The sequence below is a fragment of the Ruegeria sp. ABV3_008 genome, assembly GCF_056161185.1.
On record NZ_JBSWYP010000006.1, the window covers coordinates 165399 to 185071 of the forward strand.

At 58.5% G+C, this 19673-nt stretch carries 20 protein-coding genes; 8 read left to right on the plus strand and 12 right to left on the minus strand.

The window, feature by feature from the left end; translation table 11 throughout:
* Nucleotides 1–12: 12 nt before the first annotated feature.
* The 4 genes from ACXAH8_RS12400 to parC form a co-directional block, all read right to left on the minus strand.
* Complete coding sequence (locus tag ACXAH8_RS12400; protein ID WP_170719620.1) at nucleotides 13–954, minus strand: lipid A-modifier LpxR family protein; 942 nt, start codon at nucleotides 952–954, stop codon at nucleotides 13–15.
* A 229-nt stretch (nucleotides 955–1183) separates the two neighbouring features.
* Nucleotides 1184–2359 carry an elongation factor Tu gene (tuf, locus tag ACXAH8_RS12405; RefSeq protein ID WP_170381019.1) on the minus strand — a complete coding sequence of 392 codons (1176 nt, stop codon included), beginning with the start codon at nucleotides 2357–2359 and terminating at the stop codon, nucleotides 1184–1186.
* A gap of 115 nt (nucleotides 2360–2474) precedes the next feature.
* Complete coding sequence (locus ACXAH8_RS12410; protein ID WP_170380416.1) at nucleotides 2475–3065, minus strand: hypothetical protein; 591 nt, start codon at nucleotides 3063–3065, stop codon at nucleotides 2475–2477.
* A gap of 97 nt (nucleotides 3066–3162) precedes the next feature.
* Nucleotides 3163–5511 carry a DNA topoisomerase IV subunit A gene (parC, locus tag ACXAH8_RS12415; protein ID WP_475218835.1) on the minus strand — a complete coding sequence of 783 codons (2349 nt, stop codon included), beginning with the start codon at nucleotides 5509–5511 and terminating at the stop codon, nucleotides 3163–3165.
* A 202-nt stretch (nucleotides 5512–5713) separates the two neighbouring features.
* Here parC and ACXAH8_RS12420 point away from each other — a divergent pair, with 202 nt between their 5' ends.
* The 6 genes from ACXAH8_RS12420 (at nucleotide 5714) to ACXAH8_RS12445 (ending at nucleotide 10127) form a co-directional block, all read left to right on the plus strand.
* Nucleotides 5714–6340: an SH3 domain-containing protein gene (locus ACXAH8_RS12420; RefSeq protein WP_475218837.1), complete on the plus strand. Its 627-nt coding sequence runs from the start codon at nucleotides 5714–5716 to the stop codon at nucleotides 6338–6340.
* A 69-nt stretch (nucleotides 6341–6409) separates the two neighbouring features.
* Nucleotides 6410–7237: an SDR family NAD(P)-dependent oxidoreductase gene (locus ACXAH8_RS12425; protein WP_475218839.1), complete on the plus strand. Its 828-nt coding sequence runs from the start codon at nucleotides 6410–6412 to the stop codon at nucleotides 7235–7237.
* Between the two features lie 79 nt (nucleotides 7238–7316).
* Complete coding sequence (locus ACXAH8_RS12430; protein WP_170380419.1) at nucleotides 7317–7517, plus strand: twin transmembrane helix small protein; 201 nt, start codon at nucleotides 7317–7319, stop codon at nucleotides 7515–7517.
* Nucleotides 7518–7519: 2 nt separating this feature from the next.
* Complete coding sequence (locus ACXAH8_RS12435) at nucleotides 7520–8092, plus strand: cob(I)yrinic acid a,c-diamide adenosyltransferase (RefSeq protein ID WP_170380420.1); 573 nt, start codon at nucleotides 7520–7522, stop codon at nucleotides 8090–8092.
* A gap of 347 nt (nucleotides 8093–8439) precedes the next feature.
* Nucleotides 8440–9198: an electron transfer flavoprotein subunit beta/FixA family protein gene (locus ACXAH8_RS12440; protein ID WP_170556409.1), complete on the plus strand. Its 759-nt coding sequence runs from the start codon at nucleotides 8440–8442 to the stop codon at nucleotides 9196–9198.
* On the plus strand, nucleotides 9198–10127 hold the full coding sequence (locus ACXAH8_RS12445; protein ID WP_170380422.1) for an electron transfer flavoprotein subunit alpha/FixB family protein: 930 nt from the start codon (nucleotides 9198–9200) through the stop codon (nucleotides 10125–10127). Before ACXAH8_RS12440 ends, ACXAH8_RS12445 begins: the two co-directional genes overlap by 1 nt.
* A 59-nt stretch (nucleotides 10128–10186) precedes the next feature.
* On the opposite strand, the gene ACXAH8_RS12450 is transcribed toward ACXAH8_RS12445, so the two are convergent.
* On the minus strand, nucleotides 10187–11014 hold the full coding sequence (locus tag ACXAH8_RS12450) for a DUF6473 family protein (protein ID WP_475218842.1): 828 nt from the start codon (nucleotides 11012–11014) through the stop codon (nucleotides 10187–10189).
* A 173-nt stretch (nucleotides 11015–11187) separates the two neighbouring features.
* Here ACXAH8_RS12450 and ACXAH8_RS12455 point away from each other — a divergent pair, with 173 nt between their 5' ends.
* Nucleotides 11188–12063, plus strand: a complete 876-nt coding sequence (locus ACXAH8_RS12455; RefSeq protein ID WP_170380423.1) for a 3-hydroxybutyryl-CoA dehydrogenase — start codon at nucleotides 11188–11190, stop codon at nucleotides 12061–12063.
* Between the two features lie 74 nt (nucleotides 12064–12137).
* On the opposite strand, the gene ACXAH8_RS12460 is transcribed toward ACXAH8_RS12455, so the two are convergent.
* The 7 genes from ACXAH8_RS12460 to ACXAH8_RS12490 are packed head-to-tail and all read right to left on the minus strand — an operon-like array spanning nucleotide 12138 to nucleotide 17560.
* The gene (locus tag ACXAH8_RS12460; RefSeq protein ID WP_170768407.1) at nucleotides 12138–13037 is read right to left on the minus strand and encodes a lysophospholipid acyltransferase family protein; all 900 of its coding nucleotides are present in this window, start codon (nucleotides 13035–13037) and stop codon (nucleotides 12138–12140) included.
* Between the two features lie 40 nt (nucleotides 13038–13077).
* On the minus strand, nucleotides 13078–13347 hold the full coding sequence (locus ACXAH8_RS12465) for an HPr family phosphocarrier protein (protein WP_170380425.1): 270 nt from the start codon (nucleotides 13345–13347) through the stop codon (nucleotides 13078–13080).
* Nucleotides 13348–13363: 16 nt separating this feature from the next.
* Nucleotides 13364–13756: a PTS sugar transporter subunit IIA gene (locus ACXAH8_RS12470; protein WP_170474049.1), complete on the minus strand. Its 393-nt coding sequence runs from the start codon at nucleotides 13754–13756 to the stop codon at nucleotides 13364–13366.
* Nucleotides 13753–14634 (minus strand): RNase adapter RapZ, encoded by an 882-nt coding sequence (rapZ, locus tag ACXAH8_RS12475; protein WP_475218848.1) that lies wholly within the window; start codon nucleotides 14632–14634, stop codon nucleotides 13753–13755. The genes ACXAH8_RS12470 and rapZ overlap by 4 nt, the downstream gene beginning before the upstream one ends.
* On the minus strand, nucleotides 14631–15101 hold the full coding sequence (locus ACXAH8_RS12480; RefSeq protein WP_475218850.1) for an HPr kinase/phosphorylase: 471 nt from the start codon (nucleotides 15099–15101) through the stop codon (nucleotides 14631–14633). The genes rapZ and ACXAH8_RS12480 overlap by 4 nt, the downstream gene beginning before the upstream one ends.
* Nucleotides 15102–15104: 3 nt before the next feature.
* Complete coding sequence (locus tag ACXAH8_RS12485; protein ID WP_475218852.1) at nucleotides 15105–16823, minus strand: ATP-binding protein; 1719 nt, start codon at nucleotides 16821–16823, stop codon at nucleotides 15105–15107.
* Nucleotides 16824–16855: 32 nt separating this feature from the next.
* Nucleotides 16856–17560: a response regulator gene (locus tag ACXAH8_RS12490; protein WP_475218855.1), complete on the minus strand. Its 705-nt coding sequence runs from the start codon at nucleotides 17558–17560 to the stop codon at nucleotides 16856–16858.
* 348 nt (nucleotides 17561–17908) lie between these two features.
* Here ACXAH8_RS12490 and ACXAH8_RS12495 point away from each other — a divergent pair, with 348 nt between their 5' ends.
* The gene (locus ACXAH8_RS12495; RefSeq protein WP_475218857.1) at nucleotides 17909–19507 is read left to right on the plus strand and encodes a phosphoenolpyruvate carboxykinase; all 1599 of its coding nucleotides are present in this window, start codon (nucleotides 17909–17911) and stop codon (nucleotides 19505–19507) included.
* Nucleotides 19508–19673 lie beyond the last annotated feature (166 nt).

The window sequence follows — 19673 nt, forward strand, 5'->3', positions numbered from 1 at the left end:
AGCCGCAAAAGGTCAGAACGAGATCTTGAAACTCAATGATCCAACAACCTGCCCTTCAGGTTGTTGGTTGAATTCTTCACTTAGATAGGTCGCGCCGTAGAACAGAGTTCCGTATTTGGCCTCCCAGTTCAGACCAAGGCGCGCACGATACCGTTCGTGCTTAAGGCTGACCTCCCCGGAATTCGGGATATATGCGCTGTCGGCTACATAGGCTGCATCAAACCCGAACACGCCGCTGACACCCTTTGGCCCCGTCCGCATAGAGCGATAGCGCTGCCCAGTGATCTTGTCGCGGATCAGTAGCTCTGACCGCCCCACCTGTCCGAAAGTCACGTCCATTCCGACGCGGGCGAGAGTTTCGTCCCCGGCCCGCACAGAGGCAAACGGGCGGACGCGCGTGTTTCGGCCCCAATCCCACTCTCGCCCGAATTCCGCGACTACGGTGGGATAAAAATCATTGGAAATCTGCTCATCCAGGACCGCCCGCGACGGTGGCGTGCTTCCGATCAGCTTGTGAAATTCGGTCTGCAGGCTGTCCACGCCCGTTTGCGGCCCTACGGCCACCAATTCAGCGCCAACAGTGAACTGCGTACTACGTCTTTGAAAATGCGTATACGCACCAAGCGACAGGATCCCAGCATACTGTCTGTCCTGCGGGTTTGGCGTAACCAGATCCTCGGGAGATATCATCTGCGTGTACGCCCGAATCTCGATCACGTCCCCAAAGGTTTCTGGCAGTTCCCCGCTCCAGCCCCGCGCCAGAATCCACGACAGGTTCAGAGACGATGTCTGCCAACGGTCGTGATCATCACCAATCAGATCATCCGTGAACATCCAACCGAACCCAATCAGATCTCGCTTTGGCGACTCTGTTGGTTGGAGCGTGGGAGACAAGGATTGCGCGAGCAGAAACTGCGGAACACAGATGAAGATAAGTGCCCAGAATATCTTCATTGCCGTCCCCTTCCCTCTTCACGCTCAGCCGTTCATCAGGCGCGAGACGTTTTCAAGGACCGTAAGAAAAGGTTTTGATTTCAACAATATTTTCGTGCGCGAGTGCAGTAAGTCGCGGCCAAAAGGCAACATCTCCAACGCCCTGAGAAACATCGGGATCATAGCTGCAACAAACGAAAAAGGGCGTCCCGAGGGACGCCCTTTCCGTCTGATCATTCGCTTGCGCGACTTATTCAGTGATTTTCGACACAACGCCGGCGCCGACGGTGCGGCCGCCTTCGCGGATCGCGAAACGCAGGCCCTGCTCCATCGCGATCGGCGCGATCAGCTCAACGCCGAACGACACGTTGTCGCCGGGCATGACCATCTCGGTGCCTTCCGCCAGGGTCACGGTGCCGGTCACGTCAGTTGTACGGAAGTAGAACTGAGGACGGTAGTTCGCGAAGAACGGAGTGTGACGACCGCCTTCTTCCTTGGTCAGGATGTAGGCTTCGGCTTCGAACTTGGTGTGCGGTGTAACCGAACCCGGCTTACACAGAACCTGGCCACGCTCAACGCCGTCACGGTCAACACCACGCAGCAGCGCGCCGATGTTGTCGCCCGCTTCACCGCGGTCCAGCAGCTTGCGGAACATTTCAACGCCGGTGCAGGTGGTTTTCGAAGTGTCGCGGATGCCGACGATTTCAATCTCGTCACCAACGTTGATCACGCCACGCTCAACACGGCCGGTCACAACGGTACCACGACCCGAGATCGAGAACACGTCTTCGATCGGCATCAGGAACGGCTGGTCAACAGCACGCTCAGGGGTGTCGATGTACTCATCAACAGCCGCCATCAGTTCCTTGATTTTCTCTTCACCGATCTCAGGCTTATTGCCTTCCATCGCGGCCAGAGCCGAACCTGCGATGATCGGAATATCGTCGCCGGGGTATTCGTAGCTGGACAGCAGTTCGCGAACTTCCATCTCAACCAGTTCCAGCAGCTCTTCGTCGTCAACCTGGTCAACTTTGTTCAGGAACACGACCATCTTCGGGATGCCAACCTGGCGGCCCAGCAGGATGTGCTCGCGGGTCTGCGGCATCGGGCCGTCAGCGGCGTTCACAACCAGGATCGCGCCGTCCATCTGAGCAGCACCGGTGATCATGTTCTTGACGTAGTCGGCGTGGCCGGGGCAGTCAACGTGCGCGTAGTGGCGGTTCTCGGTCTCGTATTCCACGTGGGCGGTCGAGATGGTGATGCCGCGCGCTTTCTCTTCCGGCGCACCGTCAATCTGGTCATACGCTTTGAAGTCACCAAAATACTTGGTGATCGCTGCGGTCAGCGTCGTCTTACCATGGTCAACGTGCCCAATCGTGCCGATGTTGACGTGCGGTTTTGTACGCTCAAACTTTTCCTTTGCCATTCCTCAGGCGCCCTTTTGCGATTTGGGGGACCCTTGGTCCCGTGGTTACATCTGCGCGCGCGAGATATTTGGTTCAAAGGGGAAAATCAAGCACATCCTGAGGGAAATGCGCCGATCACGCCGGATTTTGCGTGAGCTCGCTCGTTTCCAGCGGCTGGATCAGGTCCGGACGCCGGTCAAACCAACCATTGTCCTTGTGTTCCTCGGCCAACCACTCTTCGACTCGGTCGGCAACTTTCAGGGCAAGGCCGCTCATCTGCTCTTCTTTGGTGCGGGTATTGCCCGAACCTGTCAGAGCGCTCTCTCCGGTCGTGTCTTCCAAAACTTGGAACTGCTTGCCCTTGGCCAGAAACTCTTTCTTCTTCACGTCATAGACGTTGACCAGAACAATCGCCGTGCTTTTGGGATTGTAGATGACGGGAATGCCCGGAGGCGCCAGCATGTAGCCTTCGAGGCTGATACCGATGTCGTATTCCTGCGCGCCTTCATAACGACCGAGACGGATATCAACTGCGTTCTGAATGGCGTTTTCCCATTCTTTTGGTGTCGCATCGCGCGAGACCGGTCCTTGGCGGGCTTTCTCAGCGAAGGCGTAGTTTACCCGCAGCTTGAACTCCCCCAACGACTCGGGTTCTTCATACACTTGCGTCTGCGTGCAGGCGCCCATCAGTGCAAGTCCAGTAATCAGGGTCAAAATGCGCAGCATGATCTCGTCTCGATAGGCCTGTTTTTCTTTGATCTAGCGCACCGATACGGCATGTGCCAAGCCGTATCGGCGGATTTCAACCGAAACCCACGTCAGATCACGAGAATTTATAGTCACGCGGGAAGCCATATGGCGGCTTTTTCCCGACGCTGGCGCGCTTGGCCAACCATTGGGACATGTCCGATTCATGTCGGGTTTTGTCGCCGCCCATGGACCACTTGAGCCCTTCTTCCCAGTTAAAGGTGGTGATGTCGGACAGGCCGCCATCCAACTCCAACGTGCCCTGCCGGCCGCGCGCCATATTGTATTTCTGCAAACGCACGCCTTTGCCTCGGGTCATCTCTGGCAGCTCTTCAGTCGGGAAGACGAGGAACTTGCCATTCTGCGAGACTACTGCGACGTGATCGCCATCGACCGGTTTACAAATCATCGCTGTCTCGTCCCCTTTGACGTTCAGCACCTGTTTCCCGTTGCGGGTCTGGGCCAGCACGTCATCTTCAGGCACCATGAACCCGTTACCCGCGTCCGAGGCCACCAGCAGCTTGCGCCCCGGCTTGTGGATCAGGATGTCGATGATCTGCGCCTCGTTCGGCAGATCCACCATCAGGCGGAGCGGCTCACCCATGCCCCGCCCGCCGGGCAGGTTCGCGGCGCTGACCGTATAGAACCGCCCGTTCGATGCGAACACCAGTAACCGATCCGTGGTTTCCGCATGGAAGATGAACCGGGGGCCGTCGCCATCTTTGAACTTCAATTCGCGCTTGAGGTCGATGTGGCCGGTCATGGCGCGGATCCAGCCCATCTGGGAACAGACCACCGTGATCGGTTCGCGGTCGATCATCGCTTCAAGCGGCACTTCTTCGACCTGCCCCGCTTCGGCGAACCGCGTCCGGCGCGCGCCGCCTTCGTAGTCTTTGCCGAAGGTCTTCTTGGTCTCTTTGAGTTGTTCAGCGATCTTAGCCCATTGCAGGGCGGGATCGGCCAGCAGGTCTTCGAGGTTGGCGCGTTCCAGCATCAGCTCGTCGCGCTCTCGGACTAGTTCCATCTCTTCGAGACGACGCAGACTGCGCAGACGCATGTTGAGGATGGCGTCGACCTGAACTTCGGACAACTCGCCCTCACCCGGTTTGGGTGTGATGTAGTCGGATTCATCTGTGGCGCGGACGTGATCAATCCCCCAATCCTCGCGCATCAGCGCGGCTTTGGGATCGTCGTCGTAACGGATGATATCGATCACACGGTCGAGGTTCAGGAAGGCGACGATAAAGCCCTCCAACACCTCAAGCCGGTGGTCGATCTTCGCCATTCGGTGACGCGAGCGACGGATCAGGACCTCTTGTCGGTGATCAAGGAAGGCGCGCAGCACTTCCTTCATCGAGCAGACCTTGGGCGTCACCCCGTCGATCAGCACGTTCATGTTCAAGCTGAACCGCACCTCAAGGTCCGAGTTGCGATAAAGCATGCCCATCAGCACCTCGGGGTCCACGTTCTTGGAACGCGGCTCGAGGATCAGACGGATATCATCGGCGGATTCGTCCCGTACATCGGCGAGGATTGGGATTTTCTTGGTCTGGATCAGTTCCGCTATCTTCTCGATCAGCTTGGACTTCTGAACCTGATAGGGGATTTCGGTGACGACGATCTGCCACTGGCCGCGGCCCAGATCCTCGACTTCGAACTTACAGCGCAGCCGGAAGGACCCGCGCCCGGTGCGATAGGCTTGCGCGATATTCTCGGGAGGCTCGACGATCACGCCGCCGGTCGGGAAATCCGGGCCGGGCACGTAGTTTAGCAGAGTGTCGTCGCGCGCATCCGGCGTTTTGATCAGATGCAGACAAGCGTCGCAGAGTTCCGAGATATTATGCGGCGGGATATTCGTCGCCATGCCCACGGCAATACCGCTGGCACCATTCGCCAACAGGTTCGGGAACTGAGCGGGCAGTACGACCGGCTCAGTCAGCGTCCCATCATAATTGTCGCGGAAATCAACGGCGTCTTCGTTCAGACCTTCCAGCAGCGCCTCGGCCACGATGGTCATCCGCGCTTCGGTGTAACGCGAGGCCGCCGGGTTATCGCCGTCGATATTGCCGAAATTCCCCTGCCCGTCGACCAGCGGGTAGCGCACGTTGAAATCCTGGGCCAGACGCGCCATCGCGTCGTAAATCGCGGCGTCACCATGCGGATGGTAGTTACCCATCACATCGCCCGAGATCTTCGCGGACTTCCGGAAACCTCCGGTTGCACTGAGTCGCAGTTCCCTCATCGCATAGAGGATTCGCCTGTGAACCGGTTTCAAACCATCACGCGCATCTGGCAGTGCCCGGTGCATGATGGTGGACAGCGCATAGGTCAGATAGCGCTCACCAATTGCGCGGCGTAGCGGTTCGGCTACCTCGCCCCCATTGTCAGGGGCCTCCATGTTGGGGTCGTCGATCATATCGTTCATATATGATGTGATACGACGCAAGCGCGGCTTGGTAAAGCAACCAAGACTTATTTTACTGGGGACAAGTCGCGCTTTTTGCAACAGGGGGAGGCAACCCACGGATTTCCCCCATTTTTCGACTCCCACCTCGAAATATGCTATGCTCTCATGAATTAAACTGCTGCCAATACTTGTATTTACGATTTCTTCGGGGGGAAGCGTCATGACGCGCCTGATACTTGTTACTTTTGTCGCCCTTGGCTGGGCTTTCTACGTCATGAGTGGAGGCCCCGATTTCGAGCCGCGCGGCCTGCGCAGTGACAATCCGCAGCGCATGGCGGCCACGTTCGAACCTGCACCCAAGGTGGCGCCTCCGGCGGCCGCACCGGTTGAGGAGTTGGTGACCCGCGCCGCAGTTCAACCCATCCCAGTGATTGAGTTTATTGCAGAACCCGAACCTGTTCTGGGCGAAGAAGAAACCAAGGCACTTCTGTCTCAGGTTGCAGCCGGACTGCAGGCGAATCCGTCTCTGTTCGAAGATCAGGATGTCACGCTGACGCTGGCATCCTTGGAAGGCGGCGTGACGGCGATGCAGCAAATCACAACCGATGTCGAACCCGCCGTCGCCCCTATCGCCGAACCTGAAAAGGACATCCGCGAAATCTCTGGCACCCGCGTGAATATGCGCGATGGTCCGGGCACGATCTATCCCATCACCGGCAAGGCCACGCTCGGGCAGCGGGTTGAGGTCCTGAGTGATTCCGGCACCGGCTGGTTGCGTACACGCGTGTTTCCCGGGCAACAGGTCGGATGGATTTCGGCATCACTGGTCCGCAAAACCACGAACTGACGCCCGGGCGTCATTGTCCTGTTTCCTCTCGCAGCCTAGGTGTTGAGGACGTTGAGGTTCGGGGCCATCATGCAGAAATCAATTCTTATTACCGGCTGCTCGTCTGGCATCGGTCTGGATGCAGCACACGGTATGCGCGCACGCGGTTGGCGCGTCTTTGCCTCGTGCCGCCAGCAGCGTGATAGCGACAGGCTGCGCGCGCAGGGATTTGAAAGCCCGCGAATCGACTATCAGGACACAGACAGCATCACCGCCGGACTGGCCGAAGTTCTTGAGGCCACTGGAGGCAAGTTGGACGCGCTGTTCAACAACGGAGCGCACGGGTTGCCCGGCGCAATCGAAGATGTGCCGACCGACGGTTTGCGGTTCATCTTCGAATCGAATGTCTTCGGCTGGCATGAATTGACGCGGCAGGTCATTCCCGTCATGCGCGAACAGGGTCATGGGCGCATTGTCCAGAACTCCTCGGTTTTGGGGCTGGTCGCGTTCCCCTGGCGCGGCGCTTATGTCGCCACCAAATACGCGATCGAAGGTCTGACTGACACGATGCGTCTGGAACTACGCGGCAGCGGCGTCAAGGTCATCCTGATCGAACCCGGTCCGATCACGTCGAAAATCCGCGAAAAGGCGATCCCGGTGTTCGAGCGCTTCGTGGATTGGGAGAACTCGGTCTTGCGTGACAGGTATGAGGCATCTTTGCTGAAACGGCTCTATGAAGGCTCTGGCCCAGACACGTTCGAACTGCCTGCCTCGGCGGTCACCAACAAGCTGGCACATGCGGTCGAAGCGAAACGGCCCAAGGCGCGCTACTACGTGACGACTCCGACCTATATCGCAGGCTATTTGCGGCGAATTCTGCCAACAAAAGCTATAGACCGCATCCTGTCAGACATCTGAGGCAATATTTCCCGTTCGCTTTTGGCACTGCAGGCGCTAGATCAGGCGCACACAAAGAAAAAGCGGACGGTGACTGACGATGGACCCTTTGATGGTCGTTTTGCTCTTGGCGATGGCGGCGGTTGTCGTCGTGCTGACCCTTGGAATCGCAAATTTCGGAAAAAGCGGCATGGATGCCGCCAAGAAGAGCAACAAGATGATGCGCCTGCGCATCCTCTTTCAATTCATTGCCGTATTGCTGATTGTGCTTTACGTCTTCCTGCGCGGACAAGGAGTTTGACGATGGTCGTTCTGAACAAGATCTACACGCGCACAGGCGATGACGGAAAAACCGCTTTGGGCAATGGCGAACGGGTTGCGAAATACTCGGGCCGCGTGGCCGCATATGGCACGGTTGATGAGCTGAACGCCTTTGTCGGCGTCGCCCGGACCGAAGCCGAGGGTGAAACCGACGCCGCCTTGGCCCGCATACAGAATGACCTGTTCGATCTGGGGGCTGATTTCTGCCGCCCCGACATGGAAAAAGACGCCGAGGCCGACTACCCGCCGCTGCGCATCGCGCCCGCTCAGATCGACCGGCTCGAGGCTGAAATCGACGCGATGAATGCCGATCTTGAACCACTGCGCAGCTTCATCCTGCCCGGCGGCTCGGCTTTGGCAGCGCATCTGCACGTCTGCCGCACCGTCTCACGCCGGGCCGAGCGTCTGGCTGTTGAACTGACCAACATGGAGCCTGTCAACGAGGTCGCGGTCAAATACCTGAACCGTCTGAGTGATTGGTTCTTCGTCGCCGCCCGCTGCGCCAACAATAGCGGCAAGGATGATGTCTTGTGGGTTCCGGGCGCGAACCGCTGAAAGCGGCGGGACGTCCAGTGGACGTCCCGGCGACCGGAAGGGCGGAGCCCCGGCCCGAAGTGCGGACGCAAAACGTCATATACTCGGCGCTCCTCTAACCAAAACAATCAGTCTTCTTGGTTCAGCTGGACAGATTGGCCGCCGGCAACCAAATCCCAGCATCGACAGCTAACCATCAAAAAAAACTCTGCTCCCTATTCGTCAAAAAACACAAAACGCGACGTCTCAAGCCCATGACGTGACGATTTTGCTCTGTTGTCGATGAGATTGAGGCGCTATCTAGTCCCGCGAGAGCATTGGTGGAGTCGCGACGCGGCTTACCGTTTTTGTAAGGAGCGAACGCAAAAATGAAGGTACTTGTGCCTGTCAAGCGCGTGATTGACTACAACGTTAAGGTCCGTGTTAAGGCGGATGGCAGCGGTGTTGATCTCGCCAATGTAAAGATGTCGATGAACCCGTTCGACGAGATTGCGGTTGAAGAGGCGATCCGCCTGAAAGAAGCAGGCAAGGCTGACGAAGTCGTTGCTGTTTCGATCGGCGTGAAGCAGGCGCAGGAGACGCTGCGGACTGCTCTGGCCATGGGTGCCGACCGCGCGATCTTGGTTATTGCTGCGGATGACGTCCACACGGATATCGAGCCTCTGGCCGTTGCGAAAATCCTGGCCAAAGTGGTCGAGGAAGAGCAGCCAGGCATCGTTCTGGCGGGCAAGCAGGCGATCGACAACGACATGAACGCCACCGGCCAGATGCTGTCGGCCCTGCTGGGTTGGAGCCAAGGCACCTTCGCCTCCGAGCTGGACATCGAAGGCGACACCGCCAAGATCACCCGTGAGGTTGACGGCGGTCTGCAGACCATCAACGTCAAGATGCCGACCATCGTGACCGTTGACCTGCGCCTGAACGAGCCGCGCTATGCTTCGCTGCCGAACATCATGAAGGCGAAGAAAAAGCCGCTGGATGAGAAAACCGCTGCCGATTACGGCGTCGACGTCACTCCGCGTCTGGAAATCGTCAAAACCGATGAGCCGCCGGCGCGTGCCGCTGGTATCGTCGTCGGCTCGGTTGATGAGCTGGTCTCGAAACTCAAAGAAGCGGGGGCTGTGTAATGGCTGTACTTCTGCTTGCCGAAGTCAACAATGGCGAACTGTCGCTGGACGCCACTGCCAAGGCCGTGTCCGCTGCGAAATCGCTGGGTGATGTGACCGTTCTGGCCGCGGGTGGTTCTGCCGCTGCTGCCGGCGAGGCTGCTGCCAAGATCGACGGCGTGTCCAAGGTTCTGGTTGCTGAAGACGAGTCGCTGGGCCACCGCCTGGCCGAATCGACCGCAGCACTGATCGTAGGTCTGGCCGATGGCTATGAGCACATCGTTGCCCCTGCCACCACCGACGCCAAGAACGTCATGCCGCGCGTTGCTGCGCTGCTGGACGTGATGGTGATCTCGGATGCGTCCGGCGTGGTTGACGGCTCGACCTTCGAGCGTCCGATCTATGCGGGCAACGCTATCCAGACCGTCAAGTCGAACGACGCCAAGAAAGTCGTCACCTTCCGAACCGCTTCCTTTGATGCGGCAGGCGAAGGCGGTTCGGCTGCGGTTGAGACCATCTCGGTTGGCGAAAACCCTGGCCTGTCGTCCTGGGTTGAGGACAAGGTTGCCGAGAGCGACCGGCCCGAGCTGACCTCGGCTGGTGTTGTTGTTTCGGGCGGCCGTGGTGTTGGCTCGGAAGAGGACTTCAAACTGATCGAAACCCTGGCCGACAAGCTGGGCGCTGCCGTTGGCGCGTCGCGCGCCGCAGTGGACTCGGGCTATGCGCCGAACGACTGGCAGGTGGGTCAGACCGGTAAGGTTGTTGCACCGGACCTGTATGTCGCTGTTGGCATCTCGGGCGCGATCCAGCACTTGGCTGGCATGAAGGACTCGAAGGTCATCGTTGCGATCAACAAAGACGAAGAAGCACCGATCTTCCAGGTCGCCGACTTCGGTCTGGTTGCGGACCTGTTCCAGGCCGTACCCGAACTGACCGAGAAACTCGGCTGATCGAACAAAGCGATTACTTGGAAAACCATTGCAAGGCCCGCCCCACCGGCGGGCCTTTTTCAATGCAAATCTCGGATCGAGCGGGAAAGAGTTTCTGCGATCCGACGATGGGTCGCCGGGCCGATCATATGTTGGGCCATAGGCTGCTGAAGGGTCCCGAACAGCATATCCTCCAAATCATCCGATTCACCGGAGATTCGGACTGACATCGAGACGACATCTGCACTGTACGGCCGCAGTGCGTCCAACATCTCGGTGTCAACAAAGACGGGTTCACAGCCCAGCGGCCCTGCAACCTCATGGGCGATCTCGCCATCGACCTGCAGGTTCAGCAAAACGACCGGAGGCCGGATCGCCTGTAGAAAAGCGCCAAGGGTCTCGACCCACTTTTTTCGCAGTTCGTGGGCGACGATTTCGAAGCGAGCGTCTGAATAGGAATGCAGCAGCCCCATCAAGTGACGCACAAAATGGACGTCGGTAAAATCCACCTCTGGGTAAAGCGTCAGCAGGTCCGGTGTCGGAGACAGAAACCGGTCATTGCGGCGCGGATGCACCCGGTAGAAGTGATTCGATTGTCCCAGTGCCCCCGGCAATTGCAGCACGCAAAGATCGGAATCATTCGCCAGTTCAACCAAGGTGGAATCGCCGCACAGCGCCTCAACCCCACAAAGAAGACTGCCAAAGTTGACGCATTTGCGGTCCAGCAAACCTTCGAGAATCGCGGCATAGGGGCGCTCAACGAACCGGCCGAAAGTCTCATCCCCTCCGATACACGCCAGATAGGAGCCGTCCAACGCGCGCGACGGCCCCCGGAACCGTAGTTTTGACGCTCCATACTGACAGATGCTGTCTTCGGGCACTGCTGCGCCCGTTTGATGATAGCTCATATCACACACCCAATTTTTCACCCGGTTGCCATCTTGCCGTCGCAAGTCTTGCGAAATTGCTAATGCGCGGATTTGAGGCATAATTGACTGGTCTGCAGACCTCTGATGCCTCTTGCCGCCCGCCCCAAACTGCCGGTAATGTCGCGGCGAGCTGAGAGCAGAGGCACCAGAGCATGGAAATCAAATCGGTCGGAGTGATTGGCGCAGGCCAGATGGGCAACGGGATCGCGCATGTTCTGGCCTTGGCCGGCTATGACGTTCTGGTCAACGACGTCAACAAGGACGCTTTGGACAATGCCATAAAGACGATCGAAGGCAATCTGGCGCGTCAAGCATCCCGCGGCAAGATCTCGGACGAGGCTGTGCAAGCCGCTTTGGGGCGGATCACCACCACGCTGGAATTGCCACGTCTGGGCCAGACCGATCTGGTGATCGAGGCCGCGACCGAGCGTGAGACGATCAAGCAGGCAATCTTTGAGGATCTGCAGCCGCATCTGCTGCCGCATACGATCCTGACCTCGAATACATCCTCGATCTCGATCACACGTCTGGCCAGCCGGACCGACCGGCCAGAGCGGTTCATGGGGTTCCACTTCATGAACCCGGTGCCCGTCATGCAACTGGTCGAGCTGATCCGAGGGATTGCCACCGACGAAGAGACCTATAACGCCTGTAAGGCCGTTGTCGACAAACTGGGCAAAACCGCCGCCAGCGCCGAGGATTTCCCGGCCTTTATCGTGAACCGTATCCTGATGCCGATGATCAACGAGGCGGTCTATACGCTCTATGAAGGTGTGGGGAGTGTTCAATCCATCGACCAGTCGATGAAGCTGGGCGCCAATCACCCGATGGGGCCGCTGGAACTGGCCGATTTCATTGGGCTCGACACCTGTCTGGCCATCATGAACGTGCTGCATGATGGGCTGGCGGATACCAAGTATCGCCCGTGTCCGCTGCTGACGAAATATGTTGAGGCCGGTTGGCTGGGGCGCAAGACCCAGCGTGGATTCTACGACTATCGCGGCGACGTGCCGGTTCCGACGCGCTAAAAAGGGGCCAGCCCCCTCGCCCGGATTTCATCCGGTCTCACTCCCGGGATATTTTAGCCAGATGAAGGAGAGGATCAGCGCTTTGCTATGCCGCCCAAAGACATCGTGTGGTTGCGCAGCCACGCCATGAAACCGCGCGGGTCGCGTTCGAGCAGCTGCATGTCTTCGCCCGAGATCGGCTCTCCGATCACCGGGGATTGGGGCTTGTTGCAAGAGCGGACGATCTCATGCAGCAACAAGCCCTGCCGCAGGATCGGCGAGAGTTTGTTGGCGATCTGATAGGCGCGCGAGTTGCGGCCGGGGAAGTAGATCGGCACCACGGTCGCGCCTGAACGGCGTATCATTTTGGCGGTGAAGACGTTCCATTCGCGTTCAATCGCCGGCCCGAACCAATCATCCGAGGACATCACTACACCCGAGGGGAACAGGGCGACCACGCCGCCCTCTTTCAGGTGGTCCATCGCCTTGGTCCGCATTTCCAGCATTTTGGTTTGCGCTTCAGGATCATGCGGGAAGGGAACGGGGATCATAAACGAGGTCGCGGCCTCATCCAGGCCAGTCAGAACCGAGCGGGTCAGGATACGGTAGTCGCTACGGACACGTCCAATCAGCTCGGCGAAAATCATGCCGTCCACCATGCCATGAGGATGGTTGGCAACAACAACAACGGGGCCGGTTTTGGGAATACGCGCAATCTGTTCTTCGGGCGTGGTGAGGGTGATCCCCATCGTCTTGAGCGCCCCACCCCAGAACCGCTGGCCACGATACTGCTCGTTTTTCTTTTCGAATTTATTGACCATCCGAAGAATGGTCAGCTTGCCAGTACACCATTCGATGGCGCGGATTGCCGTCGCGGTCCAGGCATCGTCGAACGAATTGGCATAGGTCAGCGTTCTACGATCGTAGATCTCACCCTGATCATCTGTCCCGTCGACAACGGGGCCTGTCTTGGTGTCGTGCGTTGTTTCCGCCAATTCCTGGTCTTCCCGTTCTTCCTGTCCCGGCGGGGTGGCTTTAGAACCCCTCGCCGAACTTGTCGTTCACAAGCGTTTCCAAGGCTTCTGCCAATGCCTCAGCATCCGGCCCGGAGGTCTCGACGTCAATAGTGGTTCCGCGCGAGGCTGCCAACATCAAAAGGCCCATGATACTGTCCCCTGATGCAGAAAGTCCGTCCTTGGAGACTTCGGCACTGGCATCGAAACCTTCTACCACCTCAACCAGCTTGGCCGAGGCGCGGGCGTGCAGGCCCTTTTCATTGATGATTTTCAAGCTTCGGTTGGTCATTTCAATACGTCCGGTCCTAGTCCAATGTCACATTTTGCGCATTGATGTACTTGCGTCCAGCCTCCATCGCGTGACGCACGGCGTCGGCCACGGGCAAGTGGCGACTTTTGGCCAGTTTGATCAGCATGGGAAGGTTCGCGCCATACAAAATGCGCCGATCCTGCGGCGCACAGGCCCGGAGGCTGAGGTTCGAAGGACTGCCGCCGAACAGGTCCGTGACGATCACCACACCGCCCCCCATATCAACGTCGTTTGCGGCGCGGCAGATTTCGGCCTGCTTTTCATCACGGTCATGATCGGCTTCGATCGCAATCGCGACGAGGCCGGGCTGAGGCCCGACAACATGCTGCATGGCGGCCAGATACTCTTTGGCCAACCCTCCATGCGCTACGATCACTATCCCGATCAATTCGGCCTCACATTCAATGCGCGTCGTTCCATCTCGCGGTGCCTAATTGCCACCTGCTGCCCCCTGTCTGCAAGGGCTTTCGCAACCGCCTCGGCCAAAGCGACAGATCTGTGCTGGCCACCGGTACACCCGAAAGCAACCGACAGGTGCGCTTTGCCCTCGGCGCGAAAGGCAGGCAGCAAAAGGTCCAGCATTCCGACCACCTGGTCAAAGAACGGAGCGTAGTTCTTATCAGTTTGGACATAGCACGCCACGTCGGCGTTTCGACCATCAGCAGCACGCAATTCGGGCCGCCAATAGGGATTGGCCAGAAAACGACAATCGAACACCATGTCGAGGCCGCGCGGCAGGCCGCGTTTGTAAGAAAAAGACTCGATCGAGACCGCAAGATGGCGGCCACCTTGTGGGGCGAACCAATGTTCCACCTCTTCACGCAGTTGGTGAACATTCAGTGCGCTGGTGTCGATCAGGGTATCGGCGATTTCGCAAATTGGGGTCAGCAGCTCTTTTTCCTGACGCACGCCGGTTTCAGGGCCCGCGTCCTTCGCCACAGGGTGGCGCCTGCGGGTTTCTGAGAAGCGGCGCAGAAGAACCTCATCACTGCAATCCAGATAGAGGACGGTCAGGTCAACCTGCTCCATACGGCCAAGCTTGGCGGCCAGTTCGATGAATCCGATGGTCGAGAAATCCCGGTTGCGCGCATCAATCCCCAACGCCATGGGCCGATCATCCCCCGAGCCTTCCAGCAGGCGCGTCAGCAGCCCCATGGGCAGATTGTCTATCGCCTCAAACCCCAGATCCTCAAGCACGTGAATGGCTGTCGATCGTCCTGCGCCGGACGGCCCGGTCACCAGGACGATCCGCCGTTGCGCTGTCATGTGCTTATCCATTCCGGGTCTACGCGCCCCATTTTAAGCAGTTGCATCAGTGCTTCGGCCAAATTGGGAATGCCAGCGCCAAACAACAAGGGTACATAGTGCCCCAGCAACTGCAAAGTAACGGGTTCTGGCAGGCGGGCGGGCTGCGTCTGATCCATGTCGAGCACATAATCCAAAGCCACCGGGCCGCAAAGGGCGGCGCGCAACAACCCGATGCCACGCGCCTCGATCAAGCCCGCAATCCGCTGTGGTGCGTCGGCAATCACCGCGCCCTCGTCCCGGCGCAGATCAACCCGGTCGTCTGCAACCAGATCGGCCCCAAGGGCAATCATGCGAAGGGCAAGTGAGGATTTACCCGACCCAGAGGCCCCAACGATCAGAAGCCCCCGCCCCTGAACCGCGACACAAGTCGCGTGAATACAGGCGCTGTCTTTGTCCGATGTGTCTGAAAGCGTCTGACTGCTCATGTTCTAGACAGGAAGCCCCACGACGAAACGCGCACCCAGCGGCTCCGAGGTTACATCTGCTTCGGTCGGTCGAATATTCTCGGCCCAGATCACGCCACCATGTGCCTCGACAATCTGTTTTGAGATCGCCAATCCGAGGCCGGAGTTGTTGCCAAAATGCTCCTCGGGGCGCTCAGAGTAGAAGCGTTTGAAGACCTTGGTCAGGGCCTGTTCCGGTATGCCGGGGCCTGTGTCTTCGACAACGACCAGCACACGCTGGTCGCGTTGACGTACCCAAACGCGGATCGCATCGCCCTCTTCGCAGAAGGAGATTGCGTTGGTGATCAGGTTGACGAAAACCTGTGCCAAACGCGCCTCAAGCCCATTGATCACGATCGGTTCGGCGGGCAGGTCAGTAGCGTATTCGATGCCCTTGGACTTAGCGTCTTCGCCCAGAAACTGACCCAAATTGTCCAGCAGTTTCAGCAGGTCAAAGGGCTGCTCAGCCTCCTTCACAAGCTCCGCATCCAGCCGCGAAGCGTTGGAGATGTCGCTCACCAGGCGGTCCAGACGCCGCACGTCATGTTCGATGACGCCCATGAGCTTCTCACGCTGATCGTCGCGCTTGACCATCCGTAGCGTTCCCACAGCGGATTGAAGACTGGCTAGCGGGTTCTTGATCTCATGTGCCACGTCGGCCGCGAATTGTTCATTTGCGTCAATCCGGTTGTAGAGCGCCGTGACCATGCCCCGCAGCGCCAAGCTGAGGCGACCAATCTCATCAGGGCGGGCGCTCAGATCCGGGATGCGGATGCGGCCCGGATTAACGCCTGTACCCCGGTCCTTGCCCATCTCGGCCGCGGCGGCCAGATCGGCCAGCGGATTGGCAATGGTCGACGCCAGAACAAGGCTGAGACCGACCGAGACCAGCAGAGCGACAACAAACATTTGTAGGATCCGCTCCTGCTCGCGCCGGGCCAGCGCATCGATTTCACCTGCCGGTCCGGTTATGGCAACAGCTCCGACCGTCGCGTCGTTGAACAAGATGGGAGAGGCGGCAACGATCACCGTCTCATCCATCTCGTCCTGAACGGCTTGCACCTGTGTTCTGCCGCCGAGCGTATCGGGGATGATGGCTTGCACCCGTTGGGCCAGTGTAGGGGTCTCGTCAGTCGTCGACCAGTTGAACACCCGGGAAACCCCGGTCCAGACCGCATTCAAAGCGTCACTGATGACGGTGCTTCCGGTTTGGATGTCCGCCTCTGACTGCAGGATGGTCGACAGATCCACGGCAACTGAGGCACCCCGCGTCCAGCCAATCAAAGTGCCGCTGGCGTCGTACACGAAGACCTCGCCACCCTCAGGTAGGCTTAACCCAGCCAGAGTGTCTCCCACATCCAGCACCCGCGGATTCTGCGCGCCTGCGGCTGCGTTCTGACGGATCTGAGCCTCGAACACGTTGCTGACCAGCTGCGCATCGCCCATCAGGTTGCGCGCGGTTTGCTGAACCTGTTCCTTCCGGGAATCGTCCAGATACAACAGCCCGGTCACCAAAATGACCAAGGCGATCAGGTTGAAAGTGACGATCTTGCGCGCCAAAGGTGAGCCGCGCAGAGAAAACAGGTTCCTCCGCGACCGCTTCTCTCGCAGTTCGGCAGACTCGGGGTCTTGCGGGATAACCCAGTCATCCCCGATGACGACATCACCGTCGTGCAGCTCGTCAGATTGGTCAGTGTCACGCACGGAACCACAATACCTTCAAACGGGGCGCATGCCTATTCTTCGTTGTAGCGGTAGCCGATGCCATACAGCGTCTCGATGGCCGAGAACTCCGGATCGGCGGCGCGCATCTTCTTGCGAAGACGTTTGATGTGGCTGTCGATGGTGCGGTCGTCCACATAGACCTGATCATCATAGGCCACGTCCATCAGCTGGTCGCGACTTTTCACGAAGCCAGGGCGTTGCGCCAAGGCCTGCAGAAGCAGAAACTCTGTCACGGTCAGTGAAACATCATTGCCCTTCCAGGACACCGCATGGCGCAGCGGGTCCATCCGCAGTTCACCACGTTCCATGACCTTCGCATCACCGGTGCTGACCGCAGCGCTATCGCCCTCGGTCGCCTCCTGACGACGCAGCAAGGCACGAATACGTTCGACCAGAAGGCGCTGCGAAAACGGCTTCTTCACATAGTCGTCCGCGCCCATGCGCAGACCCAGAACTTCGTCGATCTCGTCATCCTTGGAGGTCAGAAAGATAACCGGCATCTGGGTTTTCTGGCGCAGCCGCTGCAACAGATCCATCCCGTCCATCCGCGGCATCTTGATATCCAGAACAGCCATATCGGGCAGCTTTTTATTGAAAGCATCCAGCGCAGCCTGACCGTCATTATACGTTTCAACCTCGAAACCCTCGGCTTCGAGCGTCATGGATACCGACGTCAGAATGTTTCTATCGTCATCCACTAGTGCAATCTTTGACATTGGGGTCACCCCTATTCCTGCTCACATACGCAATAATACGCTTTTTTGTAGGATATTGTTGGCGGTTTTAAGGCGCCGAATCAATCCGTAACCACGAATCAAGCCATTCTTGCGGCAGTTCTGCGGCAAAAATGCCTTGCCGACCGCAAAATGCTGCCCGGTTTTCCGACAGGAAATTTGTGATGGCGCTAAACCTTAACTTGGTTGCGCTAACTGCGTCAAAGCCTCCTGTTCATGCCCCAAACGACCATGATAAGAGGACGCCTGTCCGCCGGACTCGTCCGGCATGATTGCCCCAAGAGCGCACCGGGCCGAACTGCCTCCGCGCCGCCACAGGAGAAGACACACATGACATCTGGACGGGTTAACCCGCAATTCCGCCTCGAAGATCAGGGCATCGAGGGTCTGGGCAATGTCTATTATAACTTCATGGAACCGGCGCTGATCGAAGAAGCGCTGAAGCGCGGCGAAGGCACCCTTGGCAATGGCGGGGCCTTTCTGGTCACCACCGGCAAGTTCACTGGCCGTTCGCCCAAGGACAAACACGTCGTCAAAACCGACAGCGTCGCCGACAGCATCTGGTGGGAAAACAACGCCGCCATGAGCCCCGAAGGCTTTGACGCACTGTACGAAGACATGCTGGCCCATATGAGAGGCCGCGACTATTTTGTGCAGGACCTCGTTGGCGGGGCCGATCCGACCTATTCGATCAACGTGCGCATGGTCACCGAGCTGGCGTGGCACAACCTGTTCATCCGCCATCTGCTGCGCCGCCCGGATCGTGAAGATCTGGATGAGTTCACGGCTGACTTTACCATCATCAACTGCCCCAGCTTCCAGGCGGATCCCGCCAAGCACAATTGCCGTAGCGAGACAGTCATCGCGCTGAACTTCGACCGCAAGCTGATCCTGATCGGCGGCACCGAATATGCGGGCGAGAACAAAAAGTCCGTCTTTACGCTGCTGAACTACATGCTGCCGGAAAAAGGCGTGATGCCGATGCACTGCTCGGCCAACCACGCCGTTGGCAACCCGGTCGACACTGCCGTCTTCTTCGGCCTGTCCGGCACCGGCAAGACCACCTTGTCCGCCGATCCGGCACGCATTCTGATCGGTGACGACGAACATGGCTGGTCTGATCGTGGTACGTTCAACTTTGAAGGCGGCTGCTATGCCAAGACCATCAACTTGAACGCCGAGGCTGAGCCCGAGATCTACGCGACAACCTCGAAATTCGGTACGGTGATCGAGAACATGGTCTTCGATCCCGAAACCAAGGAACTGGATTTCGACGATGACTCGCTGACAGCGAACATGCGCTGTGCCTACCCGCTCGAGTATATTTCGAACGCATCCAGCAGCGCTCTGGGCGGTCATCCCAAGAACATCATCATGCTGACCTGTGACGCGTTTGGCGTACTGCCTCCGATCGCGCGGCTGACACCAGCGCAGGCGATGTACCACTTCCTGTCGGGCTTCACCTCTAAGGTAGCAGGTACCGAACGTGGCGTGACCGAACCGCAGCCGACCTTCTCCACCTGCTTTGGCGCGCCTTTCATGCCGCGCCGCCCTGAGGCCTATGGCAACCTGCTGCGCGACAAGATCGCCCAGCACGGCGCGACCTGCTGGCTGGTCAACACCGGCTGGACCGGTGGCGCCTACGGGATTGGCAGCCGGATGCCGATCAAGGCAACCCGCGCCCTGCTGACCGCCGCGCTGGACGGCTCGCTGGCCGATGCGGAGTACCGCAAGGACGCCAATTTCGGCTTCGACGTGCCTGTCTCGGTTCCCGGAGTGCCAGAGGTTCTGCTGGATCCGCGCCGCACTTGGGATGATCAGGTTGCGTTCGACAAGCAGGCGGAGAAGCTGGTGCAGATGTTTGCTGAAAACTTTGAACAGTACATTCCGTTCATCGACGAAGACATCAAGGCTGTTGCCATCGGCTGACCTGAATCAAGGGCGCTTCGGCGCCCTTTTCTGTGCGTGAACGTTCACCTTCCGGTTACCGAGCGGAAACAGCGTATACAAATGCGTTGTTCCGAAGTTTCCGATACGCTACAGTCGCTACATTAAATTGGCCCGGAGCTTTTGCACCGGGCCGAATCTTAAAAAA

Coding starts and splice junctions, on each gene's coding strand:
- ACXAH8_RS12400 (WP_170719620.1), bottom strand. CDS start 954: ATGAAGATATTCTGGGCACTTATCTTCATCTGTGTTCCGCAGTTTCTG.
- ACXAH8_RS12465 (WP_170380425.1), bottom strand. CDS start 13,347: ATGACCAACCGAAGCTTGAAAATCATCAATGAAAAGGGCCTGCACGCC.
- ACXAH8_RS12495 (WP_475218857.1), top strand. CDS start 17,909: ATGACATCTGGACGGGTTAACCCGCAATTCCGCCTCGAAGATCAGGGC.
- ACXAH8_RS12435 (WP_170380420.1), top strand. CDS start 7,520: ATGGTCGTTCTGAACAAGATCTACACGCGCACAGGCGATGACGGAAAA.
- ACXAH8_RS12455 (WP_170380423.1), top strand. CDS start 11,188: ATGGAAATCAAATCGGTCGGAGTGATTGGCGCAGGCCAGATGGGCAAC.
- tuf (WP_170381019.1), bottom strand. CDS start 2,359: ATGGCAAAGGAAAAGTTTGAGCGTACAAAACCGCACGTCAACATCGGC.
- ACXAH8_RS12445 (WP_170380422.1), top strand. CDS start 9,198: ATGGCTGTACTTCTGCTTGCCGAAGTCAACAATGGCGAACTGTCGCTG.
- ACXAH8_RS12420 (WP_475218837.1), top strand. CDS start 5,714: ATGACGCGCCTGATACTTGTTACTTTTGTCGCCCTTGGCTGGGCTTTC.
- parC (WP_475218835.1), bottom strand. CDS start 5,511: ATGAACGATATGATCGACGACCCCAACATGGAGGCCCCTGACAATGGG.
- ACXAH8_RS12480 (WP_475218850.1), bottom strand. CDS start 15,101: ATGAGCAGTCAGACGCTTTCAGACACATCGGACAAAGACAGCGCCTGT.
- ACXAH8_RS12425 (WP_475218839.1), top strand. CDS start 6,410: ATGCAGAAATCAATTCTTATTACCGGCTGCTCGTCTGGCATCGGTCTG.
- ACXAH8_RS12440 (WP_170556409.1), top strand. CDS start 8,440: ATGAAGGTACTTGTGCCTGTCAAGCGCGTGATTGACTACAACGTTAAG.
- ACXAH8_RS12490 (WP_475218855.1), bottom strand. CDS start 17,560: ATGTCAAAGATTGCACTAGTGGATGACGATAGAAACATTCTGACGTCG.
- ACXAH8_RS12450 (WP_475218842.1), bottom strand. CDS start 11,014: ATGAGCTATCATCAAACGGGCGCAGCAGTGCCCGAAGACAGCATCTGT.
- rapZ (WP_475218848.1), bottom strand. CDS start 14,634: ATGACAGCGCAACGGCGGATCGTCCTGGTGACCGGGCCGTCCGGCGCA.
- ACXAH8_RS12410 (WP_170380416.1), bottom strand. CDS start 3,065: ATGCTGCGCATTTTGACCCTGATTACTGGACTTGCACTGATGGGCGCC.
- ACXAH8_RS12430 (WP_170380419.1), top strand. CDS start 7,317: ATGGACCCTTTGATGGTCGTTTTGCTCTTGGCGATGGCGGCGGTTGTC.